This is a genomic window from Micromonospora alfalfae (assembly GCF_022230925.1).
In the GTDB taxonomy this organism is placed as follows: Bacteria; Actinomycetota; Actinomycetes; order Mycobacteriales; family Micromonosporaceae; genus Micromonospora; species Micromonospora alfalfae.
In genome coordinates this window covers 192,348-217,057 of the sequence record NZ_JAKKFH010000034.1, presented here as the reverse complement: position 1 = coordinate 217,057, position 24,710 = coordinate 192,348, and the positions used below count along the sequence as shown (strand labels likewise).

General features: G+C 70.6%; 20 protein-coding genes. 15 read left to right on the top strand and 5 right to left on the bottom strand.

What is annotated here, in order from left to right; genetic code table 11:
* Positions 1-27 precede the first annotated feature (27 nt).
* The 5 genes from MED01_RS26670 (at position 28) to MED01_RS26650 (ending at position 7,075) form a co-directional block, all read left to right on the top strand.
* A complete protein-coding gene (locus MED01_RS26670) occupies positions 28-1,197 on the top strand; it encodes an ATP-grasp domain-containing protein (RefSeq protein ID WP_238671267.1) in 1,170 nt (389 codons plus the stop codon).
* A complete protein-coding gene (locus tag MED01_RS26665; RefSeq protein WP_238671266.1) occupies positions 1,194-2,822 on the top strand; it encodes an IucA/IucC family protein in 1,629 nt (542 codons plus the stop codon). The genes MED01_RS26670 and MED01_RS26665 overlap by 4 nt, the downstream gene beginning before the upstream one ends.
* Entirely contained in the window at positions 2,819-4,417 is a 1,599-nt protein-coding gene (locus MED01_RS26660; protein WP_238671265.1) for an IucA/IucC family protein, read from the top strand. Before MED01_RS26665 ends, MED01_RS26660 begins: the two co-directional genes overlap by 4 nt.
* The gene (locus MED01_RS26655) at positions 4,414-5,559 is read left to right on the top strand and encodes an alanine racemase (RefSeq protein WP_238671264.1); all 1,146 of its coding nucleotides are present in this window, start codon (positions 4,414-4,416) and stop codon (positions 5,557-5,559) included. The genes MED01_RS26660 and MED01_RS26655 overlap by 4 nt, the downstream gene beginning before the upstream one ends.
* A gap of 211 nt (positions 5,560-5,770) precedes the next feature.
* Positions 5,771-7,075, top strand: a complete 1,305-nt coding sequence (locus MED01_RS26650; protein ID WP_238671263.1) for a CE1 family esterase — start codon at positions 5,771-5,773, stop codon at positions 7,073-7,075.
* Positions 7,076-7,172: 97 nt separating this feature from the next.
* Here MED01_RS26650 and MED01_RS26645 read toward each other — a convergent pair whose 3' ends face one another.
* Both MED01_RS26645 and MED01_RS26640 read right to left on the bottom strand, forming a co-directional pair.
* The gene (locus MED01_RS26645) at positions 7,173-7,607 is read right to left on the bottom strand and encodes an SRPBCC family protein (RefSeq protein WP_238671262.1); all 435 of its coding nucleotides are present in this window, start codon (positions 7,605-7,607) and stop codon (positions 7,173-7,175) included.
* Positions 7,608-7,626: 19 nt separating this feature from the next.
* Complete coding sequence (locus tag MED01_RS26640; protein WP_238671261.1) at positions 7,627-9,090, bottom strand: multicopper oxidase family protein; 1,464 nt, start codon at positions 9,088-9,090, stop codon at positions 7,627-7,629.
* A 334-nt stretch (positions 9,091-9,424) separates the two neighbouring features.
* Between MED01_RS26640 and MED01_RS26635 the strand changes: the two genes are divergently transcribed.
* The 3 genes from MED01_RS26635 (at position 9,425) to MED01_RS26625 (ending at position 11,804) form a co-directional block, all read left to right on the top strand.
* Positions 9,425-10,501, top strand: a complete 1,077-nt coding sequence (locus MED01_RS26635) for a sensor histidine kinase (protein ID WP_238671260.1) — start codon at positions 9,425-9,427, stop codon at positions 10,499-10,501.
* Positions 10,498-11,172 (top strand): response regulator, encoded by a 675-nt coding sequence (locus MED01_RS26630; protein WP_238671259.1) that lies wholly within the window; start codon positions 10,498-10,500, stop codon positions 11,170-11,172. The genes MED01_RS26635 and MED01_RS26630 overlap by 4 nt, the downstream gene beginning before the upstream one ends.
* A 65-nt stretch (positions 11,173-11,237) precedes the next feature.
* Entirely contained in the window at positions 11,238-11,804 is a 567-nt protein-coding gene (locus MED01_RS26625; protein ID WP_112581719.1) for a PadR family transcriptional regulator, read from the top strand.
* 52 nt (positions 11,805-11,856) lie between these two features.
* Here the strand turns inward: MED01_RS26625 and MED01_RS26620 are convergent, their stop codons facing one another.
* Positions 11,857-13,554: an MFS transporter gene (locus tag MED01_RS26620; RefSeq protein WP_238671258.1), complete on the bottom strand. Its 1,698-nt coding sequence runs from the start codon at positions 13,552-13,554 to the stop codon at positions 11,857-11,859.
* A 162-nt stretch (positions 13,555-13,716) separates the two neighbouring features.
* Positions 13,717-15,255, bottom strand: a complete 1,539-nt coding sequence (locus tag MED01_RS26615; RefSeq protein ID WP_238671257.1) for an aminotransferase class III-fold pyridoxal phosphate-dependent enzyme — start codon at positions 15,253-15,255, stop codon at positions 13,717-13,719.
* A 127-nt stretch (positions 15,256-15,382) separates the two neighbouring features.
* Between MED01_RS26615 and MED01_RS26610 the strand changes: the two genes are divergently transcribed.
* The 6 genes from MED01_RS26610 to MED01_RS26585 all read left to right on the top strand — a co-directional run bounded on the left by MED01_RS26610 (position 15,383) and on the right by MED01_RS26585 (position 22,484).
* Positions 15,383-16,408: a methyltransferase gene (locus MED01_RS26610; RefSeq protein ID WP_238671256.1), complete on the top strand. Its 1,026-nt coding sequence runs from the start codon at positions 15,383-15,385 to the stop codon at positions 16,406-16,408.
* 82 nt (positions 16,409-16,490) lie between these two features.
* Positions 16,491-17,609 (top strand): sensor histidine kinase, encoded by a 1,119-nt coding sequence (locus tag MED01_RS26605; protein WP_238671255.1) that lies wholly within the window; start codon positions 16,491-16,493, stop codon positions 17,607-17,609.
* Positions 17,606-18,265, top strand: a complete 660-nt coding sequence (locus tag MED01_RS26600; RefSeq protein ID WP_238671254.1) for a response regulator — start codon at positions 17,606-17,608, stop codon at positions 18,263-18,265. The genes MED01_RS26605 and MED01_RS26600 overlap by 4 nt, the downstream gene beginning before the upstream one ends.
* A 105-nt stretch (positions 18,266-18,370) precedes the next feature.
* Positions 18,371-20,446, top strand: coding sequence for a multicopper oxidase family protein (locus MED01_RS26595; RefSeq protein WP_238671253.1), 2,076 nt, complete (start codon positions 18,371-18,373; stop codon positions 20,444-20,446).
* 88 nt (positions 20,447-20,534) lie between these two features.
* Complete coding sequence (locus MED01_RS26590) at positions 20,535-21,656, top strand: ScyD/ScyE family protein (protein ID WP_238671252.1); 1,122 nt, start codon at positions 20,535-20,537, stop codon at positions 21,654-21,656.
* Between the two features lie 129 nt (positions 21,657-21,785).
* Positions 21,786-22,484: a response regulator gene (locus MED01_RS26585; RefSeq protein ID WP_238671251.1), complete on the top strand. Its 699-nt coding sequence runs from the start codon at positions 21,786-21,788 to the stop codon at positions 22,482-22,484.
* A gap of 16 nt (positions 22,485-22,500) precedes the next feature.
* Here MED01_RS26585 and metK read toward each other — a convergent pair whose 3' ends face one another.
* Positions 22,501-23,688, bottom strand: coding sequence for a methionine adenosyltransferase (gene metK, locus MED01_RS26580; RefSeq protein ID WP_091394940.1), 1,188 nt, complete (start codon positions 23,686-23,688; stop codon positions 22,501-22,503).
* A 231-nt stretch (positions 23,689-23,919) separates the two neighbouring features.
* Here metK and MED01_RS26575 point away from each other — a divergent pair, with 231 nt between their 5' ends.
* Complete coding sequence (locus MED01_RS26575) at positions 23,920-24,708, top strand: AfsR/SARP family transcriptional regulator (RefSeq protein ID WP_091397314.1); 789 nt, start codon at positions 23,920-23,922, stop codon at positions 24,706-24,708.
* Positions 24,709-24,710: the final 2 nt, after the last annotated feature.

Genomic DNA, 24,710 nt, shown 5'->3' with positions numbered 1-24,710 from the left:
CACATCGTGGTAGTCGACGGAGGCGGTATGCGGCTGTACATCACCGCGCTCAACCCCACCGACGCCGTCCTGGACGGGTTCCTCCCGGCGGCGGCGTCACTCGGGCTGTCGGCCACGGTGCTGACCGACCGGCCGGCCGAATGGCCGGCGGACGTGCGGGTGGCGCGCTGCGCGGTCCGCGACCCGGCCGCTGTGGTCGCGGCGGCGGCACCCGACCGCGCGGTGGCGCTACTGTCCAACAGCGACCACCTCCAGGAGGCCACAGCGATCGCCGCCCGAAAGCTCGGCCTGCCCGGCAAGGACCCGGACGCCGCCCGCCTCTGCAAGGACAAGGCCGCGGCCCGCCGGGCTATCGCCGCCGCGGGCCTCGATCTGGTACGCACCGGCACCATCGACCCCGGCGTCACGCCGGACGTGCCGACCGGGATGTTCCCGGCGGTGGTCAAACCCCGCGAGGGGGTGGCCAGCGAGGACGCGTACCTGGTGACCGACCACGCCGAGCTGGTCGCCCGGGTCGCCGAGATCCGTGGCCGGCGGCCGGACGTGGCGCTGGTGGTCGAGGAGTACCTCGCCGGCGAGCTGCGGACCTTCGAGACCCTGGGCGACGGCACCGAGCTGGCCTCCCTGGGCGGATGGCGCACCGGCCTCGGCCCGCCGCCGACCTTCACCGAGGAGAGCCTCGCCTGGTCGCCCCCGGCGGAGCGTGCGCGCATCCAGCTGCGGACGCGGCTCGACGCGCTCGGAGTCGGCTTCGGCGCCTGCCACACCGAGTACGTCATCTCCGACGGCCGGGTCCGGCTGATCGAGGTGAACTACCGCCTCATCGGCGACCGGATGGACCTGATCCTCGCCGAACTGCTCGGTGTGCCGTTGTTCGAGTACGTCATCCGGCTGCACCTCGGCGAGCCGCTGGCCGCCCTCGGCCTGCCCGACACTGTCGACCGCCACGCCCGGGTCGAGTACGTCTGTGCGGACCGGTCCGGCCGTCTCGTCGCCGCACCGGGCCCACTCGACACCGTCCACGGCGACGTCCGGCTGGGCTGCCGTCCGCTGCGCGAGGTGGGCCGCACCGCCGAGCACACCGGCACGAACCGTGACTACCTCGCCGTGCTGCACGGAATCGGCCCCGACGAGGGCACCGTCCGGCAGGCGCTGGCCGCCCTCCGCAACGGCCTCCAGTGGACCATCGTCGAGTGAGCGACGACTGTGAGCGGGAAGTCTTCGCGCGGGTGCTCGACGCCCTGCTGCGCGAGGATCACCTCGGTCTGAGCAGCGCCGGCCGACCGGACGGGCCCGACTGGTGGCAGGTGCCACACCCCGCTGGCCTGCTGCGCATTCCGATCCGCGCCGACGGGTTCCAGCAGGCAGTCCGCAGCGCCGCGCCGATGGTGCTGCTGGTGACCCGCGCTGGCGACGTGCGGCGTACGGAGACGCTGGACGGACTGTTGACGCTGCTCGCCCCGCACGACAACGCCGAGGCCGAGGCCGGCTGGCGCGACCTCGGCGTCGAGTGCCGCGCCGACCTGCGGGCCCGACGGCTCGCCGCACGCGATCGGGCACTGGTGCTCACCGAGGTGGCGGCCGAACGCGCGCTCGCCCCGACCGGCCTGCCGGCGGCCCTCCTGGATGACGTGCTCGCCGCCCACCACGGCCACCCCGTCTACCCCACCGACCGGTGCCGGCACGGTCTGCGCGACGACGAACTGCTCCGGTACGCCCCGGAGCATGCCCCACGTTTCGCGCTGCGCTGGTACGCCGCCCCGGTCGACGACGTCCGACTCGCTGGCGAGCTGCCAGCGTGGTGGCCGAGCGCGCCGCGACCGGGTCAGCTGCTGCTGCCGGCGCATCCGATCACAGTGGCCCGCGACGCGCTCCCGGTGCTCGACCTGCCGGTGACCCCGGTGCGACCCACCCTCTCCATGCGGACTGTGGCGCTCGACCACGACCCGTACCTGCACCTCAAACTGCCGCTGCCGACCGCGAGTCTCGGCGCGCGCAACCGACGCACGCTGCAACCGGGCTCGCTCGCCGACGGCGCGACCGTCGCCGGACTGCTCGACCGGACCGCCACCGCCGAACCCAGCTTCGCCGGTCGGATCCGGCACGCCGACGAGAGCACCTGGGCGCACGTCGACGGCGACGAGCGCCGCGGTTTCCTGCTGCGCCGATTTCCGCGCGACCTGGCCGGCGTGCAGGTGGTGCCGGTAGCGGCCCTCGCCGCCGCCGACCCGGTGGCGGGCACGGTCCTCGAACGGATCAGCCCGCAGCGGCCCGTCGCGCTGCTGGAGTCCTACCTGGACCTGCTGCTCGATTGGCACGTCTTCCTCTGGCTACGCCACGGAATCGCACTGGAGGCGCACCCGCAGAACATCCACCTGCTGGTGCACTCGGACGGCACTGTCGGCCTGCTCTACAAGGACAACGACGGCGCCCGGCTCGACAGGCGGCACGGCGGCACGAACGGGCTCGCCCTGCACGACGACCGGATGTGGGCGCGCGACCCGCACGAGTTGGCCGACGTGTTCATCACCATCACCCTGCACCTGGCCGCCGCCGCGCCCCTGGTCGCCCTGGCCGCCCGAGGACTGCCCGTGCCGACACCCGCCGAGGCGCTGGTGCCCCGGCTCGCCGCCGCCCGCGACCGCTGGGGCGACGGACCGGCGGTGCGGATCTTCACCGAGCGGGTCCTGCACGCCACCGAGCTGCCCATCAAGGCGATGCTCACCGCCGGCACCCTGCTGCCCAAACAGCGGCTCGGCTGCGCCGACATCAACAAGTACTACCTGCGTACCGGCCCGAACTACCTGCGGGAGACACGATGACGAGCGCCCAGTTGCGCTCCCGGCCGGCCAGCGACACCGGTCAGCGCGCCGACCTGGCCGCAGCCCACGCCGTCTTCGGCTGCCTGCTGCGCGAGCTGGCCCCGGCCGACGACACCCCGACAGTGGTCGACGGCACCGTACGGCTGCTGCTGCGGCACCTCGACGTCACAGTGCGCTGCGAGGTCGCGCGAACCTCGCCGCTCGGCGCGCACCGCTACACCGGCCCGGTCCAACGCAGGTCCGGCAGTGGGCGGTGGGAAGACCTGGACGCGGACGGGTTGGCCGCCCTGGTCGCCGCGGAACTCACCACCCGTACCGGCCTGGTGAACGACGAGTTCGCCGAGCAGGTCAGGTCCAGCCGGGACACAGTGGCCCGGCTGCTGGCCGACCGGCCGGCCGAGGATCCGACCCCCACCGGTGAGCCCGCCATCGACGCGTACGTCGACTCCGAGCAGTCGCTGGTCTTCGGCCACCCGCACCACCCCACCCCGAAGTGGCGCAGCGGTGACCCGGACAGTTGGCGGGCGTACGCGCCGGAGCTGCGCACCGCGTTCCGGCTGCACTGGCTGGCCGTACCGGACGACCTGATCGCCGACGCCGGGCCGTTCGATCCACTGGTGGCCGCCCTCGACCCGCCACGGCCCCCGCGCGGGCACCGCGTCCTACCGGTGCACCCCTGGCAGCTGTCGCTGATTCCGCCCACCCACCCCCGGCTGCGCAACCTGGGGGCGGCCGGTGTGCCGGTACGACCCACGGCGAGCGTCCGTACCCTCTACGCCCCCGAGGCCGACCTGTTCGTGAAGACCAGCCTGCACGTGCGGATCACCAACTGCCTGCGCAAGAACGCCCGTTACGAACTCACCGGCGCGGTGGCGCTGACCGACCTGCTGGCCCGGGTGCCGCTGCCGGACGGGGTGGGGCTGCTCGCCGAGCCCGCCTACCGCACTGTCGACGTCCCCGGCCCGGACGAGGCGTACGGCACGATCCTGCGCGGCGGGCTGCGCCCGCACCTGCGTCAGGGCGACACCCCGGTGCTGGCGGCGGCGCTGGCCGCAACACCGCTGGTGACACCGGATCCGGTGGCCTGGTGGCGCGCGTACGTCGGTCTGCTGGTGCCGGCGGTGCTGCGCAGCTGGCTCAGCCACGGCGTGGTGCACGAGGCGCACCTGCAGAACGTGGTCGTCGTGCTCGACCGTGATCACCTTCCGGTACGCATGCTGCTGCGCGACCTGGAGGGGGTGAAGCTGGACGCCGATCGGTGGGGCACCTGGCCGGACGGCGTCCCCGCCCAGGTCCGCTACGGTCCCCGGGCCGCCCACCGCCGGATCGTCTACTGCCTGTTCGTCAACCACCTCGGTGGGATCAGCGGGGCCCTCGCCGACGCGCGGCCGGGAATCGAACGGCGGCTGTGGCAGGAGCTGCGCGCCGTCGTCGAGGCGGTGGCCGCCGACCTCGGTGACCCGGCGGAGCTGCGCGCGCTGCTGACCGGAGAGCCGCTGCTGGCCAAGGCGAACCTGCTGGTCCGCTGGCGGCGCGACGCCGACCGGGCAGCACCGTTCGTGCCGGTGCCGAACCCGATGGGTGAGCCACGATGACCCGACCGATCTACGTCCACGACCTCGACGCGCTGGCCGGGCAGGCCCGAGCCATCCGGGCGGCGCTGCCCCAGCCGGTCGAGCTGCTCTACGCGGTCAAGGCCAACCCGGACGCCGGTGTGCTGCGAACCCTCGCCCCGATCGTCGACGGGTTCGAGGCCGCCAGCCGGGGAGAGCTGCGCAGGCTGGCCGAGGTGCTGCCGGGACGGGCGCCGGCCGCGTACGCAGGGCCGGGCAAGACCGATGCGGACCTCGCCGCCGCTCTCGCCGCCGGGGTGCACCGCATCCACGTCGAGTCACCCACCGAGCTGGTGCGACTCGGCGCGCTGGCCACCGCGGCGGGCCGGTCGGCCCAGGTGCTGCTGCGGGTGAACCTGCCGGTCGACGCACCGGGCGCGAGCCTGGTCATGGGCGGCGGACCCAGCCCGTTCGGCATGGACCCGGCCGACGCGGTCGCGTGCGCCCGCCGCCCGCCCGCCGGCATCGACGTACGCGGGATCCACGCGCACCTCGCCAGCGGGCTGGACGCACCGCTCGCCGCAACTGTCGCTGCCGCCGTGGTCGGCTGGGCTGCGGCCGCTGTCGACGCGGCGGAGGTCGACGTCGGCGGCGGCATGACAGTCGACTACACCGATCCGGACGCGCGGTTCGACTGGGACGGCTACGGCCAGGCCCTGGCGGACGTCCTCGACAGGCACCCGGGCGTGCGGCTGCGCATCGAGCCGGGCCGGTCGGTCACCGCCTACTGCGGGGCGTACCTCACCGAGGTCGTCGACGTGAAGCGCTCCTACGGCGAGTGGTTCGTGGTGGTGGCCGGCGGGACGCACCACCTGCGGACCCCGGCGGCGAAGGGGCACGCGCAGCCGTTCACGGTGCACCCGCGACAGGGTGTCGGCGGCCCCCGTACCGACGGCGGGCCGGTCACAGTGGTCGGGCAGCTCTGCACCCCGAAGGACGTGCTGTCCTTCTCGGCCACCGCGGGGCCGATCGGCGTGGGCGACGTGCTGGCCTTCGCCATGGCCGGGGCGTACGCCTGGAACATCAGCCACCGTGACTTCCTGCTGCACGAGCCCCCGCATTTCCGCACCGGTGACCTGCACAAAGTGGCCGCCGAGTGGGCGGCCCGGCCGCTCGGGACGTGAGCCCGGGAGGCTCGGCCGACTCGGTGTGTTATCGATAACATGCTATCTTTCACCCGGGAGTGAAGGGCACGCTCCCGGTCACCCGAGCCAGTCGGAGAAGAGGCGCCGAGGGCCCCGTCCCTCCCGCCGCCTTCCCGGTCGGTGACCAGTCCGGGCCCCCGTCGATGCCAGGCGACCACTGATCGTCGCCGAACGGCAAGGAGCCCAAACAATGCTGAGACGTAGGTTCTTCCTCCCATCCATCGCGGCCGCGGCGCTTCTCCTCGCGGCCACCACCGGCGGCGCGTTGAGCGGCGGCTTCGGTGCGACGGCGGTGGCCGCCACCAACGGCACCCTCGCGGCGACCGCCGGCTGCGGCAAGGCCCCCACACTCGCCAGCGGGACGCGGACGATTCAGAGCAGCGGCCAGAGTCGTACGTACAACCTGCGGATCCCGGACGGATACGACCGGAACCGCCCCTACCGGCTGATCTTCGGCTTCCACTGGTTGAACGGCTCGGCCAACAACGTCACGTCGGCCGGCTACTACGGGCTCCAGCCGCTGTCGAACAACAGCACGATCTTCGTCGCCCCACAGGGTCTCAACGCCGGCTGGGCCAACACCAACGGTCGGGACCTGACCCTCTTCGACGACATCTCCCGGCAGATCGAGAACGACCTCTGCGTCGACACCACCCAGCGCTTCGCCCTGGGCTGGAGCTACGGCGGGGCCATGAGCTACGCGGTGGCCTGCGCCCGACCCACTGTCATCCGTGCGGTCAGCGTCCTCTCCGGTGCCAACCTCAGCGGATGCAACGGGGGCACGCAGCCGGTCGCCTACTTCGGCATCCACGGCATCTATGACAGCGTGCTGAACATCTCCCAGGGTCGGCAGCTGCGCGACACGTTCGTGCGCAACAACGGCTGCACCGCGCAGAGCCCGCGCGAGCCGAGCCGGGGCAGCCTCACCCACATCACCACCGCCTACTCGGGTTGCCGGGCCGGCTACCCGGTGCAGTGGGCGGCGTTCGACGGGGATCACACCCCCAGTCCGGTGGACGGGTCGGGCAGCCCCAACGACTCGCGGACCTGGACCTCGGGTGAGATCTGGAGGTTCTTCAGCCAGTTCGAGTCGACAACGCCGCCGACGACCCCGCCTCCGACGACCCCGCCGCCGACCGATCCGCCGCCCACCGATCCGCCGCCGACCACCCCGCCGCCGACCGGGGAGCCCGGCACCTGCGCCGCCACCTACCGGACGCTCAACACCTGGCCCGGCGGCTTCCAGGCCGAGGTGACAGTGGCCAACAACTCCACAGCACCCCTGAACGGCTGGACCGTGGGCCTGACCCTGGCCAGTGGTCAGGCCATCAGCAGCCTCTGGAGCGGCACCAACACGGGCACCACCGGCAGTGTCACAGTCAGGAACGCCGCCTACAACGGCACTGTCGGCCCGAACGCCTCGACCACCTTCGGTTTCACGGCCACCGGCAACGGTGCCACCGCACCCAGCAACGTCACCTGCACCAGCCCCTGACCGGGGCAGGAGGAGGGCCCGGAGCCGGTTGGCTCCGGGCCCTCCGGTGACGTCCACTGGCGGCGGTTGCCGCCAGCGCCACCGGCTCACACTGCGCTCAGGCTTCGTTCTCCAGCAGGTCGCGAAGGGCGTCGAGGGCGGCGATCTCCTCTTCGAACGTCTTGCCGACGACCGGGCCGAGGAAGCGCGACAGCCCGCTCGGCTGCCACGCCAGCTTCAGCGTGAGCCGGGTCCCGCCGCCGTCGGCCGGGGTGAGCGTGTATTCGCCCTGGGTGCGTACCACGCTGCCGGTTGCCTGGAACGCCAGACGTCGACCCGGCTCGAACCCGGTCACCTCGTAGTCGGCCGGGATGCGGCTCCCACCGGGGCCCTTGAGTCCCTGTTTGTAGCGAGCGCCGACCCCCTCGCCGGAGACGCGCGCGACATCGAGCACGTTGGGACGCCAGCGGGCGTCGTTCTCGCCGCGGGCGAGAAAGGCGAAGACGTCCTCAGGGGTCCGTCCGATCTGCACAGTCTTCTCTGCCGAGGGCACAAGGAACCTTTCTCAGGGGTCAGGGAACGATCTTCATCTGTGCCATCATCCCACTCGCGGAGTGGTCGATCATGTGGCAATGGTAGACATATCGGCCAAGGTACGGTCCGAATGTCGCCTGGAGTCGGACCGTCTCGCCCGGTCCCACCGCGATGGTGTCCTTCACCCCGGCCTCGCCCGGCGCCGGCGGCTGACCGTTGCGGTCCAGCACCCGGAACTGGACCAGGTGGGGGTGGAAGTTGTGCGGGATGCCGAAGAGCGTGTCGCCGTTCGTCACCGTCCACACCTCGGTCGTGTTGCGTTTGATCTCGGTGTCCACCCGTCCGGCGTCGAACTGCTGCCCGTTGATGAGGAACTGGCCGGTCGACGGGTTGAAGTTGAGCGTGAACGCCCGCTCCTTCGTGGCCGCCGGCAGCGCGGGGATGGTGCTCAGCCGGTCGGGCACCCGACTGGTGTCGGCGGTGGCCCGGTTGACGTCGAAGCGCAGCACCGGCCCGGCCACCGCGTCGTCGAGGAAGATCTGGCTGCCGACCGGGAACGCGCCGAAGTCGACGACGATCTCGATCCGCTCGCCGGGCGTCAGGCTCCACGAGCGGATCGGCGTCGGCCCGGCGAGCAGCCCGCCGTCACTAGCGATCTGGGCGACCTCGGCGTCGTTGCCGAGCCGCAGGGTGAAAGTGCGGAGGTTGGACGCGTTGGCGAAGCGCAGCCGGTACTTGCGGGCGGCCACCGGGAAGTAGGGCTGCGGCTTGCCGTTGACCAGGATCGTGTTGCGGAACTGGAAGTCGTCCTGTTCGAAGACCAGGCTCGCGTCATCGGCGAACCGCGCGTCGCGCAACATGATCGGGATGTCGTGGTTGCCGCTGGGCAGCCGCAGTTCGGCCTGGGCTGGGTCGTCGATCAGGTAGAAGCCGGCGAGCCCGCGGAACACGTGCTCGGCCTCCATGTGATGGGCATGGTCGTGGTACCAGAGCGTGGCCGCCCGCTGCTTGTTCGGATAGCTGTAGAGCCGGCTCTTACCCGGGTCCAGCACGTCGGTCGGGAACCCGTCGCTGCTCGACGGTGTGTGGCCTCCGTGCACGTGCACCGCGGTCGGCATGTCGAGGTGGTTGCTGTGGGCGATGACCGCGAGCCGGCCCGTCTTTACCCGGAACGTCGGGCCGGGAAAGAGCCCGTCATAGGTCAACACCTCGGTACGCGTCCCGGGCAGGATCTCCACTTGAGCCTTACGGGTGGAAACGACGTAGAAGTCGGTGTTGGCTACCGAGGCGATCGGCTGCTGCACGGGAGGTATCGGCATCCGGACAGCGAACGGGGCGGTGACGGCCGCGACGTGTGCCGTCTTCCCGTGGCCGGTGTGGGCGCCGTGGGCCGGTGTCGCGGACGGGGTGGACCCGCGGGCTGCTGCCGCCGCGGTGGTCGTGACCAGCGCGGCTGCTCCCGCGGTGGCGCCGGCCTTCATGACGTTGCGTCTGCTCACCATTGGTCGCTCCACTCCTGGTGGTCGAGGTCTCGGGTGAACTGTCGGGGAGGCCCCTCGACGCGTCGTCGAAAACTGGTCGCGGCCAAATATGGATTTCACCTTAAGTTTTGGTGTGACTACCAAAAGCTAAGCTTCGATGCTTCCAACGACGCGCAGTGAGACCGTAGACTCGTGCGAGTAGTCGGCCGTGACAACTCGTAGAAGGCCGATCCGATCTGAGTGCTTTTGTCGCCCACGACGGGGGGAGTCGGCGACACGGCGGGCAGCCGGCGCTGGGGAGAGCCGTTCGTGCCCGCACCTGGGGAGCAATAGGGCACACACCGGGGGATCCGCAATGGTTGTTGGAAACGATGCGCTGCGGAGGACCGCTGCCGAGGTTCTCGAACGCAGGCATCAACCGATTCTTGCCGCCTACTGTCAACGTCTTGCCGCTGCGAGTGACGACTTCGAAGGGGCCGCTGGCCTGATCGACAACTACACGGCGCAGGCCGAGGTCCTGCTCCGGGACACGGCGGCCGAGATTCGCCGTGAGGCGACCGACCCGCTGTCGACACCGCCGCCGGCAGTGTCCACCGAGGATGTCGAGCTGCACCCACGCGAGTGCTTTCGCGCTGTCGTCGCGCTGGCCGACATCGCGTTGGCCGACGCGCTGGAGCAGTTGGCCGGCCAGCCCGACGAGGGCGCGATCCTGGCGCTGGTCGCCGACGCGCTCACCCGTACGACACTGACCCGGCTGGTCGACGCGAGTTCGCGCTATGCCGCCGGCCTGATGAACGAGGTCCACCAGGCGCAGATCGCCGAGCGTTCCTTGATCGCGCGCGAGCTGCACGACCGGCTGGGCCACAGCCTCAGCGCGGCGTACCGCAACCTGGAGGCCCACGAGCTCGCCCAGGAACGACGCCACGACGACGTGGACCGCCGGGTGGTCATCGCCCGGGAGTCGCTCCACGACGCGGTCGGCTATCTGCGTGTGCTCATCGCCGACCTTCGGCTCTCTCAGCCGCTCGGGTCACTCGACGAGGCGCTGGCCAACTTCCTGTCGACTGTCGAGACGGGCGAGACCCGTCTGCACACCGAGATCAACGGCGACGAGTCGTGGGTGCCGCCCGAGGTGCTCGACGAGGTGTTCCTGGTCGTCCGCGAAGCGTTGCGCAACGCGGTGGCCCATGCCGGCGCTCGGGTGATCCACGCGGTCATCGACATCACCCCGCACGAGCTGCGGGCGACCGTCGCCGACGACGGGGTGGGCTTCGACCTCGCGGCGGTGCGCGACGGCTCCGGCCTGCGGGCGATGGCTGAGCGCGCGGCCGTCGTCGGCGGTCGTCTCGCCGTGCGCGCGTCGGGCCACCAGGGCGCTTCGGTCGAGCTCGTCGTGCCGCTGCTGGCCGTCGGGGCGGAGGCCGGCCGGTGACCGTCACGATGATCGAGCCGACCCGCATCGTGCTTGTCGACGACCATGTGGTGGTCCGCGACGGCCTCCGGGAGATCCTCGACGCCCAGCGTGACCTCGTGGTCGTCGGCGAGGCCGGCGACAGCGGCGCCGCGATCAACGAGATCCGAATCCGTCAGCCCGACATCGTGCTGCTCGACGTGCAGATCCCCGGCGACGGGGTGACCACCACGGTCCGCCGGATCCGTGACGTCGCGCCGTCGAGCCGGGTCATCATCCTCAGCATGTTCGACGGCCCGACGCTGTTGCGTGAGTTGTTGACCCTTGGCATCTGCGGCTACCTGCTGAAGAACTCGACCCGCCAGGAGTTGGTGGCGGCGATCCGCAGCGCCCGCGCCGATGACGCGCCGGTGATGCTGGCGGTGTCGCGGGAGAGCCTGACCCAGGTGCAGGGGCCGGTGCACAGCACGCTGTCGGACCGTGAGCGCGAGGTCCTGCAGTTGGTCGGTCAGGCGATGAGCAACGCCCAGATCGCCGGCCGGCTCTGCCTGTCGGAGGCGACGGTCAAACGCCACCTGCGCAACATCTTCGCCAAACTCGGCGCGGTGTCCCGGATCGACGCTGTCAACAGGGCCATAGCGGCCTCGCTGATCGTCCTGCCGAGGCTCTGCGATCCGACGTTTCACGGATAGCGGGCTGGTCAAGGATTGCTCTGGGTAACTTGCCCGCAAACGGGCACTCGTGTTGGACTAATGCCGTGAATAGCACTCGCCTGTTCGTACTCGGAGCGCTCGCGCGTGGGGGCCCCATGCATGGGCACCAGATCCGCCGGGCGGCGCAGGTCGACCGTACCGAGCTGTGGAGCGACGTCAAACCGGGCTCGCTCTACGGCGCGCTGCACCGAATGCAGGTCGAGGGCGTCATCGAGGCGGTCCGGACCGAGCAGGAGGGCAACCGGCCCGCCCGCACGATCTACGCGCTCACCTCGGCGGGCGCGGCCGAGCTGATCGACCACCGTGACGAGGCGTTGCGTGACACCAAGCTCCGTCACGACCCGGTCGACCTGGCCCTCCAGAACGTGATCGACCTCGGAGAAGACGCGCTGCGCGCCATCATCGTGGCGCGCCGGAAGGCACTCGCCGAGCAGCTCGACTCGTGGCTCGCGCTCCGAGAGCTGGCGGCACCGCACATCCGTGGTCTGGAGTGGACGACCTTCCGTCATACCGAGCTCCGACTCCGTACCGAGCTCGCCTGGCACGACGAGCTGCTCGACCAGTTGCCCAAGCTGATGGCCAACCAACCGACCTCGATGACGACCTCCTGACGGTGCCAGCCCCGACCCCGGTGGCATTTCCGGGGTCGGGGCTGGCGGCATGTCACTGAGCGGGCTCGGGCTGGGTGGTCACGTTCCAATCGGGCTTGCTCGCCTCGGCCCAGGGCTCTTCGGGCCGGCGGGGCAGCAGGTAGACGAGAAGGAACGTGAGGATCACGCCGATCAGGACGGCGCCGACGGTCCACTGGACCGCCCGGTTGAAGTTGGTCTCCAGCGCCGACGTGGCGGCGTTGTCGAAGGCCGCGCCCACCGGACCCGGCGCCGAGTCCGCGCAGCCCGGCGGCGTGGCCGTCGGATCCGACGCGCGCGACTGGCGGATGAAACAGTCGGCGAAGGTGGTCGTCGCCGCGCTCGCCTCGGCCGGCGGCAGGCCGGCCGCCACGAGCGATGCCTGGAGCTCCGGGCTCGCCTTCTCGGCGGCCGTCCCCGAGTAGGAGCCGAGCGTTCCGAAGAGGACAACGCCGGCCACCGCGACGCCGATCGCCTGGCCGAGACGTTGGGCGGTGCCGAGCACACCGCTGGCCGCGCCCGCGTCCTGCCAGGGCACGCCGGCCAGCACGATCTCGACGCTCGGCGCGATCACCAGGCCCGAGCCGAAGCCGGCGAAGAGCAAGGCAGGCAGTAGCTCCAGGCCGGAACCCCACCAGTGGATCGTGGCGATGATGCCCACCATGCCGACGATCACGATGCCCGCGCCGAGCATCAGGACGCCACGACCGAGCGCCCGGGCGACGTTGTCGGAGATGGCCGCGCCGACCAGTGTGCCGAACGAGAACGGCAGCAGGATCAGGCCCGTCGTCAGGGCGGATTTCTCCAGGCCGATCTGCAGGTGCAGCGAGAGCGCGAAGAGCAGGCCGATGAAGCCCGCGAAGTAGCAGAGACTGATGCCGACGCCGGCGGAGAAGGAGCGGTGCGCGAAGAGGCGCATGCTCACCAGCGGGACCTGGGCGCGTCGGGCGCGGCGCAGCTCCCACACCGCGAAGACGGCCAGCGCGGGCAGCGCCGCTGCCATCGAGACGAACGTCCATGCCGGCCAACCCAGGCGCTGACCCTCGACCAGGGGTACGGCCAGCAGCAGGACGGCGGCCGAGACGAGCAGCATGCCGATCACGTCGAGACCACCGCGGCGGCCGCGTGACTCGGGCACCAGGATCAGCGCGGCGACGAACGTGGCCAGGCCGATCGGCACGTTGAGCAGGAACACCGGCCGCCAGTCCCAGCCGTTGAGGTCCCACGCGATCAGCAGACCGCCGAGGAGGGGGCCGCTGGCGGTCGCGATGCCGCCGATCGCGCCGTAGATCCCGTACGCCTTGCCGGTCTCCTTCGCCGGGAACGTGGTCTGGATCAGCGCCAGAACCGGCGGGTTGAGGATGCCGGCCATCATGCCCTGCACCACCTGGAACGCGATCAGCTGGCCGGGTGTGTCCGCGAGCGCCGACGCCGCCGACGCGAGTGTGAACCCCGCGACGCCGATGAGGAACAGCTTGCGGTGCCCGAAGCGGTCGCCGATCCGACCGGCGGGGATGAGCAACAGGCCGTAGCCGAGCGCGTAGCCGGCGATGACCCACTCCATGGCCGTGTAGGTCGACTGGAGGTCGCGTTGGATCGGCGCGACAGCCACATTGACGATCGTCGTGGCCAGCAGAATCATGAATGCCCCGGCCAGGATGACGGCCAGGATCAGCCATCGGCGCGGGTTGGGTGGGGCGGTGCTGCGTTCGTCGGTCCAGCTCTCCGTCATCGCGTTCCTCCTGAAGTCGGACGGGGGTCGACAGCGGACCCACCCTCCGACTACACGCCGCCGCGTACGATTAGTCAAGTACGGCTATTTGCGTATGACCTGTACGGCACATGAGGAGGGCCCGGGTCAGCAGCTGACCCGGGCCCGGTGACGCAGAGGTGGCTACGACCAGTCGGAGGAACCCGAACCCCACTCGGAGGAACCGGCGCCCCACGCGGATGTCGCCGGCCACGCCAGGTCGAAGGGGAAGTCGTTGGCGCGAAGCTCCAGCGTGCTCTCCAGCACGGCGTCGGTCAGCCGGTCGACGTCGGCGTCGCTGTGAGCGCCGCCGGCGAAGAACATCGGCATCCCGAGCGTGTAGATGCCGCGCTTGCGCAGCAGCAGCGTGAGGATGAACGTCGCCGGGTTGAGCGCCCGCGAGTAGACCCGGTAGTCGGTGTAGGAGTCTTCCGGAAGGAACTGGAAGCACCCGATGTAGTCGCCGAACCCCACCATCCGCAGCGGGATCCCCTCGGCCGCCCGGAACGCGGCCAGCCGCGCCTGGACCCGGTCGACCTTGGCCCGCAGGTCGGTGTAGTAGGCGGGCCCCTTGTCGCGGAGCAGTTGGAGCGTGGCCAGCGACGCCGCCACCGACAGGTAGTTGCCGGTGTGGCTGCCCTGCAGGCCGGTCTTCTGGCCGAAGTCCGTCCAGGACTGCCCACTGGTCTGCGAGATGTCGAGGATGTCGGCCCGACCGCCGATCGCCGACAGCGGCAGCCCGAGCCCGCTGATCACCTTGCCGTAGGTGACCAGGTCGGTCGGGATGTCGAACTTCTGCGCGGCGCCGCCGAGCCCCGAACGGAAGCCCGTCAGCACCTCGTCGAGGATGAACGGCACCCCGAGCCGCCGGGCGGCCACCGCCACCTCGCGGATCATCGGGATCGTCGTCTCCTCGAACGGGAACGACGAGGCGGCCGGCTCGGCCAGGATGCAGGCCAACTCACCCGCGTGGCGTTCGATCAACTCGACGGCGAGCGTTGTGTCGTTGGGCAGGATCAGCAGGTCGCGCGGCTCGGCCGGGGTGACGCCGGCGAACGCCGAGACCAGCGGAATGCCGTCCTTGCCGATCTCCGGGAACGGCACCGCGGGATGCCCGTGGTACCAGGGCGCCGTGTTGTGGACGGCCAGGTCGTGGGACCCGTGCAGGGTGCCCTCGAACTTGGCGACCATCCGCCGCCCGGTGTGGGCACGGCAGAGCCGGATCGCCGACTGGGTGGCGCCCGTGCCCGAGTGTTGGAAGGCGAACTTCTCGTTGTGCGGGACGATCTCCCGCAGCAGCGTCGCCAGCTCCAGCTCCAACGCGTTGGTGTAGCCGTTGCCGGTGCCCTTGCCGAGGTGCTCGCGGACGAAGTCGACCACCGGCGCCGGGTTGTGCCCGTGCAGCGCCTGAGCGCCGTATCCCATGTGGCAGTCGAGGTAGTCGTTGCCGTCGATGTCGGTCAACGTCGATCCGCTGGCGGTGGCCGCGATCACCGGAAACGGTGGTGCCTGGAACGGCCAGAACACGTGCGCGGCGGCGTCGACCGCCCTCAGTTGCTCGACGTGCGCGGCCGAGGCACCCTGGCGCGCGCCGATCTCGCCGAACAGCTCGTAGACCCACTTCTGCTGCATGAGGTCCTGAATGACCTCGATCGCTCCGCGCTCCTGGTGGCTGGCGCCCATCGTGTCCCCTTCGCATGGCGGCCGTGACAGGCGCAGCCTGCGCCCGCCCACTCGAACCCGGCTGGAGAACCGGTCGATCGACGCGGCTTCGAGCCGGTCTCGAGCGCCGTCGTCGAAGCTCGCCGCCATGACGGAAAATCGGGTCAATCTCTACTCGCTGACCGACACGATCACGCCGTGGGCAGTGCGGGCCGCGGCAACGCTCGGCCTCGCCGACCTGATCGCCGCGGGCACCACCACGCTCGACGAGCTCGCCGCGGCGACGAAGGCCAATCCCGACGCGCTGCACCGGCTGCTGCGCTACCTCTCGGTCCGCGGCGTCTTCACGGAAACCGAGCCGCGGGTGTACGCCCTGACGGAAGCCGCCGAGTTCCTCAAGACCGACCACCCCGCCGCCCAACGTCCCTGGCTCGACGTCGACTCGATGGCCGGCCGGATCGAGGGCACGTTCAGCTCGCTGACCCACTCGATCCGCACCGGCGACGCGGCGTACCCCGTGCGTTACGGCATCGAGTTCTGGGACGACCTGGCCACCAACCCCGACCGGGCCACGTCGTTCGGCGCGCTGATGGCCACCCACGCGAGCTACTTCGACCAGGTCGTCCAGGGCTACGACTGGAGCACCGTCAACCACGTCATCGACGTCGGCGGCGGCACCGGCGCCCTGCTCACCGAGATCCTCAAGGCCCAGCCGCACCTGCGCGGCACAGTGGTCGACCTGGCGGGCGTCGTCGAGCAGGGGCGGGCCCGGTTCGAGGCGGCGGGCATCGCCGACCGCGCCGAGGTGGTCAGCGGGAGCATCTTCGACCCGCTCCCGGCCGGCGCCGACGTCTACATCCTGTCGAACGTTCTGCACGACTGGAACGACAGCGCCGCCGAGAAGATCCTCCAGCGGGCGGCGGACGCGATCGGCACCACCGGGAAGGTGCTGATCGTGCAGATCCTCGTGAAGGACGAGAACGACAACTTCCCCGACGATCCGGCCCGGCTGATGTTCATCACCCAGATGGACCTGCGCCTGCTCTCGCTCATGGCGGGCAAGGCGAGGACCTGGCGCGAGTACGCCGAACTGGGCGAGAAGGCCGGGCTCCAGGTGGACGGCAGCACGGTGATCCCCACCGGGCAGACACTGCTCTCGCTCCGTCGCGGCTGAGCCGACGGGCCCCTTGCTGACGGTTTCCGGTTGGGAAGGGGCCCTCGCTAACGGACCGTGCGCGCGTCGTACCGTTGCGGACATGAACCCGGCCATCAGACGAGTCGCGATCGACGCCGTCATCGCGGTCGTCGTCGCGGCCGTCGTGGCGGTGGCGATCCGGGTCGCCGACGAGCCCGGCGCCCGGCCGCCGGACGCGCGCGCCTACGCGATCGGCGCGGTGATCGGGCTGCTGCTGGTCTTCCGGCGCCGCTGGCCGCTGCTGGTGCTCGTCGGCTCGGTCGCCGCGCTGATGATCTACTACGCGCTCGAGTACCCGGGCATCCCGCCCGCCCTCCCGCTGGCCGCCGCCCTCTTCTCCGTCGCGGCCGCCGGCCGGTTCACCTGGGCGCTCGTCGTCGCCGGGTTCTTCGTCGTCCTTGAGCTGATCATGCGGTACACGCTGCTCGGCGAGGGTTTCTTCCCCGCCCTCTCGGCCACCCTCGAAGAGGGCTCGCTGCTCGCGGCAGTGGTGCTGCTCGCCGAGACGATCCGCACCCGCCGGGACCGGCTGGCCGAGGCACAGCAGCGTCTCGCCGTGATGCGCCAGGAGCGTCAACACGAGGTCGCCCAGGAGCGGCTCCGCATCGCCCGCGAGGTCCACGACGTCCTCGGTCACACGATCGCCGCGATCAGTGTGCAGGCGAGCCTCGCCGACGACATCTTCGACAGCAAGCCGGCGGAGGCGCGGGCCGCGCTGCGGAGCATCCGGGGCGCGGCCCGTGACGCCATGCACGAGGTCCGCTCGGCGATCGGCATGCTCCGCGACGCCGGGGAGGTGCCCGATCTGGCCCGGGTCTTCGCTGTCGCGGAACAGGCCGGCGTGAAGGTGCGGTCGGGGATCGCCGGCACCCCGCGCCCGATCCCGCCGGAGGTGGCGCTCTCGGTCTACCGGATCGTGCAGGAGTCGATCACCAACACGGTCAAACACGCCGAAGCGACGACAGTCGACGTCACCATCGCCTACGCGGGTGACGCCGTCACCGTGGAGATCGTCGACGACGGGGTCGGGTCCGGGGCGAGCCGGCGGGGGCACGGGGTGGCCGGCATGCGGGAACGGGCCACCGCCGCTGGCGGGTCGCTCGAGGCCGGGCCCCGACCGCAGGGTGGGGGGTTCCGAGTGGCCGCGCGGCTGCCGGTCGAGGTGGAGGAGACAGCGTGACGATCCGGATGGTGCTGGCAGACGACCAGACACTCGTGCGGGCCGGCTTCCGGGGCCTGCTCGACCACAGCGACGACCTGGAGGTGGTCGGTGAGGCGTCCAACGGCGCCCAGGCCGTCGAGATGGTCGCCGCGACCCGGCCGGACATCGTGCTGATGGACGTGCGAATGCCGGTGCTCGACGGCGTGCGGGCCACTGCCGCGATCGTCGAGCGGTTCCCGGCCGTGCGGGTCATCGTCCTGACCACCTTCGAGCTCGACGAGTACGTCTTCGAGGCGCTGCGCGCCGGCGCGAGCGGGTTCCTGCTCAAGGACATCGAGCCCGACGAACTGCGCCAGGCGGTGCGGGTGGTTGCCGGCGGGGACATGTTGATCTCGCCTCGGGTGACGAGCCGGCTGGTGAGCGCGTTCGTCAGCAAGGTCGCGCCGACGCCTGTCGACGGCGGCCGGCTGGCGGTGTTGACCGACCGCGAGCGCGAGGTGATGAGCCTGGTGGCCAGCGGGCTGACCAACGAGGAGATCGGGCGCCGGCTGTCGATGAGCCCGGCCACGGCCCGTACCCACGTCCACCGAGCCATGGTCAAGCTCCGCGTCCGCGACCGTGCGCAACTCGTCGTCCTCGCCTACCAGACGGGGCTCGTCGCGCCCGGCAACTGACTACGGCCCTTGTTTCGCAGGCGGTGTCGGCTACGGCGATCGCCGTACGTGCCGGCCGTTCCTCAACGGATGCCGTGCGGTGCGCATCCTTCGTATGTTGGCGTCATGTTTGAGGTCGGAGAGAACGCCGATGGGATCCTGGCCGGGGTCCTGTTCCTGATCTGGCTGTCCGCGGCGATCCTCGCCACGCGGCTGGCCTGGCGGCCGACGCCCGAGGCGCTGCGCAAGAGCGCCCGTCGGTTGCTACGTCTGCTCGTGGCCGCGCTGGTGGTGCTTGTCATCAAGTGCGTCGCGATCGGGCTGATGCTCGCCGTCGACTGGATCTTCGCCGACAACCGCGTGATCGTGCAGATGCCGCTTCTGCTGCTGCCGATGCTGGCCGTCGTCATCTGGACGGTGCCGGGCCTGCGCGCCCTGGCCAACAGAGCCGACGCGCCGGTCGACGTCGAGACGCGCTCCGCCGCCGCCGATCCCCGATTCGTCGTGCCGGTCCAGGTGACGGCGGTGGCGACTGTGGTTGGCGTCTACTTCGCGTACGTGTCCCGTCCGGTTCCGTCCTACCTCGACGACATCGCGACCCACGCCGCGCCGATCCTGCTGTCGGTGCTGGTGCTGTGGTTCTGGCAGGGGCGTCGCCTGCGGGCCGTCACCGCGACCGACTTCGCACGCCGTGGCCGGCGTGCCAGCGCCCTGCGCGCCACCGCTCAGGCCGCCGTCGTGGTGCTGGTCGTCGCCGCCGGCATCACCTACGTGGCCCGGAGCAGCAGGCTGCCCGACCGCATGACCATGACGTCCCACGACAACGTCGACTACGGCGGCGGCCCCTCGTTCGGTCACGGCGGCCACGGCGGGGTCTCCGTCGACGACCTGCGCGGACCGCGGACCGGCAAGCCCAACAAGGCCTTCACGCTGACCGCGAAGAACGCAACGGTACGGCTGTCGTCGGGCGCCGAGATCAAGGCGCTGACGTACAACGGTCAGTCGCCCGGGCCGGAGCTGCGGGTCCGTGAGGGAGACCTCGTCGAGGTGACACTGCACAACGAGATTCCCGACGAGAACGTGACAATCCACTGGCACGGCCTCGACGTTCCCAACGGTGAGGACGGCGTGGCCGGCGCGACGCAGAACGCGGTGGAGCCGGGCGGCAGCTTCACCTACCGGTTCATCGCCGAGCAGGTCGGCACCTTCTGGTACCACACCCACCAGAACCCGCTCGAGGCGATCCGGCGGGGTCTGTTCGGCGCGCTGATCGTCGAGCCGCGCGACGGCCCGCCACCCGGCGAGCGGGACTTCGTCGTGCAGGCCCACGAGTGGCGTACGCCTGACGACAACATCGTCTCGTTCGGCACGAGTGACACACTGCAACGCCAGGAGGTCGCCCCGGGCACGCCGGTGCGGCTGCGTCTGATCAACACCGACAACAACCCGGCAGGCGACAGTCGTCCGCGGGCCCTGACTGTCAACGGCACGCCGGTGCGGGTGGCGGCGATCGACGGGGTCGACGTCAACGGTCCGACCCCGCTGACCGATCCGCGGTTCGGGTTGGCGACCGGTGGACGCTACGACGTGACGTTCACGATGCCGGCAGGCCCGGTGCGCCTGACCGACCTCGCCAACCGCGACGGCGGGCTGGTCCTGGCGCCACCGGGTGACGCCTCGACGCCGAAGATCGTCGACGACGGTGACCACTTCGACCCGCTCTCGTACGGCTCGGGCGGATCCCGGCCCTTCGACGCCGGCTCGTCGTACGACCGCTCGTTCACCCAGCTTCTCGACGACCGGCTGTCCTTCTACAACGGGGGGCTCCACCTGGTGCCGATCATCAACGGGCACAGCTTCCCCCATACGCCGACGCTCATGGTTCGGATGGACGACGTGGTCAAGGTGCGGATCGTCAACCGCAGCCACCAGAACCACCCGATGCATCTGCACGGCCATCACGCGTTGGTGCTGTCCCGCAACGGGGTCCGCGCGACCGGGTCACCGTGGTGGATCGACAGCCTCGACGTGATCCCCGGTGAGATCTACGAAATCGGCTTCAAGGCGGATAATCCGGGGCTCTGGATGGACCACTGTCACAACCTCGACCACGCGGCCAACGGCATGGTGATGCACCTCGCCTACGAGGGCGTGACATCCCCCTATGAGCTGGGGCGCGGCACTCCCAACCAGCCGGAGTAGGGGGACCTGTCGAGCCTTCCTCCACCGGGCCTCGAGGCAACGCCGGCAGCGTCGTTCGCATCCGAACCCCGCTTGCTGAGGAGAACCCATGCTCGACGCGATGCGACGAACGTTGTCGCTGGCTGTGCCGCTGGTACTGGTGGCCGGCATTGCCGCGCCCGCCACTGCGGCCACCTCGACCACTGGGCGACTGACCGTTGTCGCCCGCAACCTCGACAACCCTCGCGGTGTCGCCATCGACCGGGCCGGCATCGTCTACGTCGCCGAGGCCGGGCTCGGCGGCGACGACGTGTGCATCCCCGGCACGTTCGGCACCAACCTCTGCTACGGCTCGACCGGTGCGATCACGGCGGTCCGTCACGGCTGGCAGAAGCGAGTCGTGACGGGTCTGCCGTCGCTGCGGAGCACCGGCGCCGGCTTCTCCGTCTACGGCGCCCACGACCTCGCCTTCGACCGGCAGGGCAAGCTCCTGGTGGCGATGGGCTACAGCACCGACCCGGTCTCGCGCGACCTGCTCGGTGCGGCCGGGGCCACGATGGGAACCATCCTCCGGGTCGAGGGGAAGCGCCGCTGGTCTGTCGTCGGCGACCTCTCCGCATTCGAGGGGCAGAACAACCCCGACGGGGTGATTCCGGAGAGCCAGCCGTACGCCGTGGTCGCCGACGGGCGTGACGTCTACGCGCTCGACGCGGCCGCCAACGACGTGCTCCGGATCGACCGTCGTGGCGTGGTCACTGCCGAACACGTCTGGCCGCAGGAGCAGGTTCCGGCACCGCCGGAGTGGGGTCTGCCGCCCGGCTCGACGACGCCGATCCAGTTCGTGCCGGTCACCATCACCCGCGGGCCGGACGGCGCACTCTACATCGGGCAGCTGACCGGGCACCCCTTCCCGAACGGCGGCGCCCGGGTGTGGCGGCTGGTGCCCGGGCAGGAGCCGACGATCTTCGCGACCGGCTTCACCAACATCATCGACATCGCCTTCGACAAGCGGGGTCGACTGGTCGTGCTGGAGATCGCGAAGAACGGGCTCAGCTCCGGGGATTCCACGGGTGCGTTGATCCGGGTGGAGCGCGACGGTAGCCACCGGGAGCTGGCGAGCACCGGCCTGGACTCCCCGATGTCGTTCGCCATCGCCTCCGACGGCAGCTTCTACATCGCTAACAAGGGGCTCGGCATCGGCGAGTTGGTTCGTCTGTCCACACGAGACTGACAGAGTCGCGCGGCGATCGTGGCGTTCTTCGTGTCGGGAGGACGCCACGATAGCCGTGGCGTCACACGTCCGCGATACGGTGCCAATCGTGTGCACGCTGGCGGCGGGGGATGGGGTCTGGGGGTTAGGTTGACGCGGTCCGACGGCGGGTCTCCCGCCGGCGCCACCACCATCCTCATAGTCGACGACCACGCTCTCGTCCGCGAGGGGCTGCGCTGGGTGCTCGAGGTGCACGTCGACCTCGACGTGGTCGACGAGGCGGGCGACTCGGCGACCGCTGTCGCCAAGGCGGCGTCGGAGCGTCCCGACGTGGTGTTGCTCGACGTCGAGATTCCCGGCGACGACCCGGTGGTCACGGTGCGCCGCATCCGTGAGGTGTCGCCCGACAGCGCGGTGGTCATCCTCAGCATGTATGACAGCCCCGACCTGCTGCGCCGTTTGATCGCCGCCGGGGTGCGCGCCTATCTGCTGAAGAGCGTGGGTCGGGAGGAGTTGGTCGCCGCGATCCGCAAGGCGCGCGACGGCAGCGGTTCGGTGCTGCTCTCGGTCTCCGGTCAGAGCCTGGTGCAGGTGCAGAACGCGGAGTCCGCCATTCTGTCCCCCGTCGAGCTGGAGATCCTGCAACTCGCGGCCGAGGCGATGACCAATGCCCAGATCGCGCGGCGACTCGACCTGACCGAGGCCACCGTGAAGAGCCACCTGCGGCGCATCTTCGCGAAGCTCGGCGCGGTCTCCCGCATCGACGCCGTCAACAAGGCGGTGGCAGCGTCACTGGTGACGCTGCCACACGACCGGTTGGTGCCACGCCCGCGTCGCCCGCCGTTCTAGCGACCGGCGACGTTCCTCAACAAGCGGCCTTGAGATCGGCGGCGCGGTCGGTGCGCTCCCAGGTCAGGTCCGGGAGTTCACGGCCGAAGTGGCCGTAGGCGGCCGTCTGCTGGTAGATCGGACGCAGGAGGTCCAGGTCGCGGATGATCGCCGCCGGGCGCAGGTCGAAGACCTCACCGATCGCCTTCTCGATCCGGTCGAGCGGCACCGTCTCAGTCCCGAACGTCTCCACGAACAGGCTCACCGGGTGGGCCTTGCCGATCGCGTAGGCCACCTGCGCCTCACACCGCTCGGCCAGGCCCGCGGCGACCACGTTCTTCGCCACCCACCGCATCGCGTACGCCGCCGAACGGTCGACCTTCGACGGGTCCTTGCCCGAGAACGCGCCACCACCGTGCCGGGCGTACCCGCCGTAGGTGTCGACGATGATCTTTCGTCCGGTCAGGCCGGCGTCGCCCATCGGACCACCGATCTCGAACCGGCCGGTCGGGTTGACCAACAGCCGGTAACCCTCGGTGTCGAGGTCGAGCGCCTCCAGCTCCGGCGTGATCACGTGGTCCCGGATGTCGGGGGCGAGCAGTTCGTCGAGGGAGATGTGGGCGGCGTGCTGCGTGGAGACCACGACGGTGTCGAGCCGGACCGGGCGGAGGCCGTCGTACTCGACGGTGACCTGGGTTTTGCCGTCCGGCCGCAGGTAGGGCACCGTGCCGTCCTTGCGGACGGCGGCCAGCCGACGGGCCAGCCGGTGGGCCAACGCGATCGGCAGCGGCATCAGCTCCGGCGTCTCCGAGCAGGCGAAGCCGAACATCATGCCCTGGTCACCGGCACCCTGGGCGTCGAGCCCACCACCGGACGAACCGTCGCGCAGCTCGATCGCCGTGTCGACGCCCTGCGCGATGTCGGGCGACTGGGCGCCGATCGAGATGCTGACGCCGCAGGACGCGCCGTCGAAGCCCTTCTTCGACGAGTCGTACCCGATGCCCAGGACCGTTTCCCGCACGATGCGTGGGATGTCGGCGTAGGCCTGCGTGGTGACCTCGCCCGCGACGTGGACCTGGCCGGTGGTGATCAGGCTTTCGACGGCGACCCGGCTGTGCGGGTCCTGCGCCAGTAGCGCGTCGAGGATCCCATCGCTGATCTGATCGGCGATCTTGTCGGGATGACCTTCGGTGACCGACTCGGAGGTGAAGAGGCGGCGCGACATGTGTGACTCCTAACCCGAGGGGCGTGGGGGCCCGGCGAGTCTTCCCGCCCCTGGTGGAGGTTGCCTGGAGGAAGCATCGAGCGATCAAAGGGGTATCCGCCGTACAACTTTCGACACACATCGATCCTCGGAAGAACCCGCGATGTCGCTACCTGCGGTCGTTCCGACACGCCCCGCTCATCCATAGCTTGAGAGCGTCTCGACGAGTGCTATGGGGAATGGGGGACCACTGTGGTCAGGTACGAGATCCTCGGGTCGCTGGAAGTGATCCACGAGGGCCGGATCTGCACGCCGACGCCGCCGAAGGTGCGGACCGTGTTGGCGCTGCTGGTGATGCGGGCCAATCGGGTCGTTCTGGTCGACTCGATAATCCGGGAGCTGTGGGGTGACGATCCGGCGCGTAGCGCCGTCACCACTGTCCAGACCTACATCTACCACCTGCGCAAGCTCTTCGCGAAGGAGGGCATAGAGACCCCGGACCGGACCGTGCTGGAGAGCCGTGCCCGCGGTTACCTGCTGCGGGTGGAGCCGGGTCAGCTCGACGCCGAGGTGTTCGAGACGATGCTCGACCAGGGCCGCTCGCACATCGAGTCGGACCGGCCCGAGGAGGGCGCCGAGGTGCTGCGGCGGGCGCTGGCCATGTGGACGGGGCCGGTGGGCGCCAACGTGACGTTCGGGCCGGCGTTGGAGGCGCACGCGATCCACCTCCAGGAGCAGTGGATCCGCGCACTGGAGCTGCGCATCCAGGCCGACATCACGCTCGGCCGCCACCGCGAGTTGATCGGCGAGCTGCGCTATCTCGTGGGCACGTACCCGCTCAACGAGTGGTTCCACCGCCAGCTCATCGTGGCGCTCAGCCGCTCGGGACGCCGTGGCGAGGCGTTGCAGGCATACCACCACCTGCGCCGGGTGCTCAGTGAGGAGTTGGGCCTGGACCCTTCGCCTGACCTCCAGCGGCTCCAGCGGGAGGTGTTGGCCGCCGGCGGGCCACTGCGCCCGGGGCTTGCCAGGGCCTCGTGACA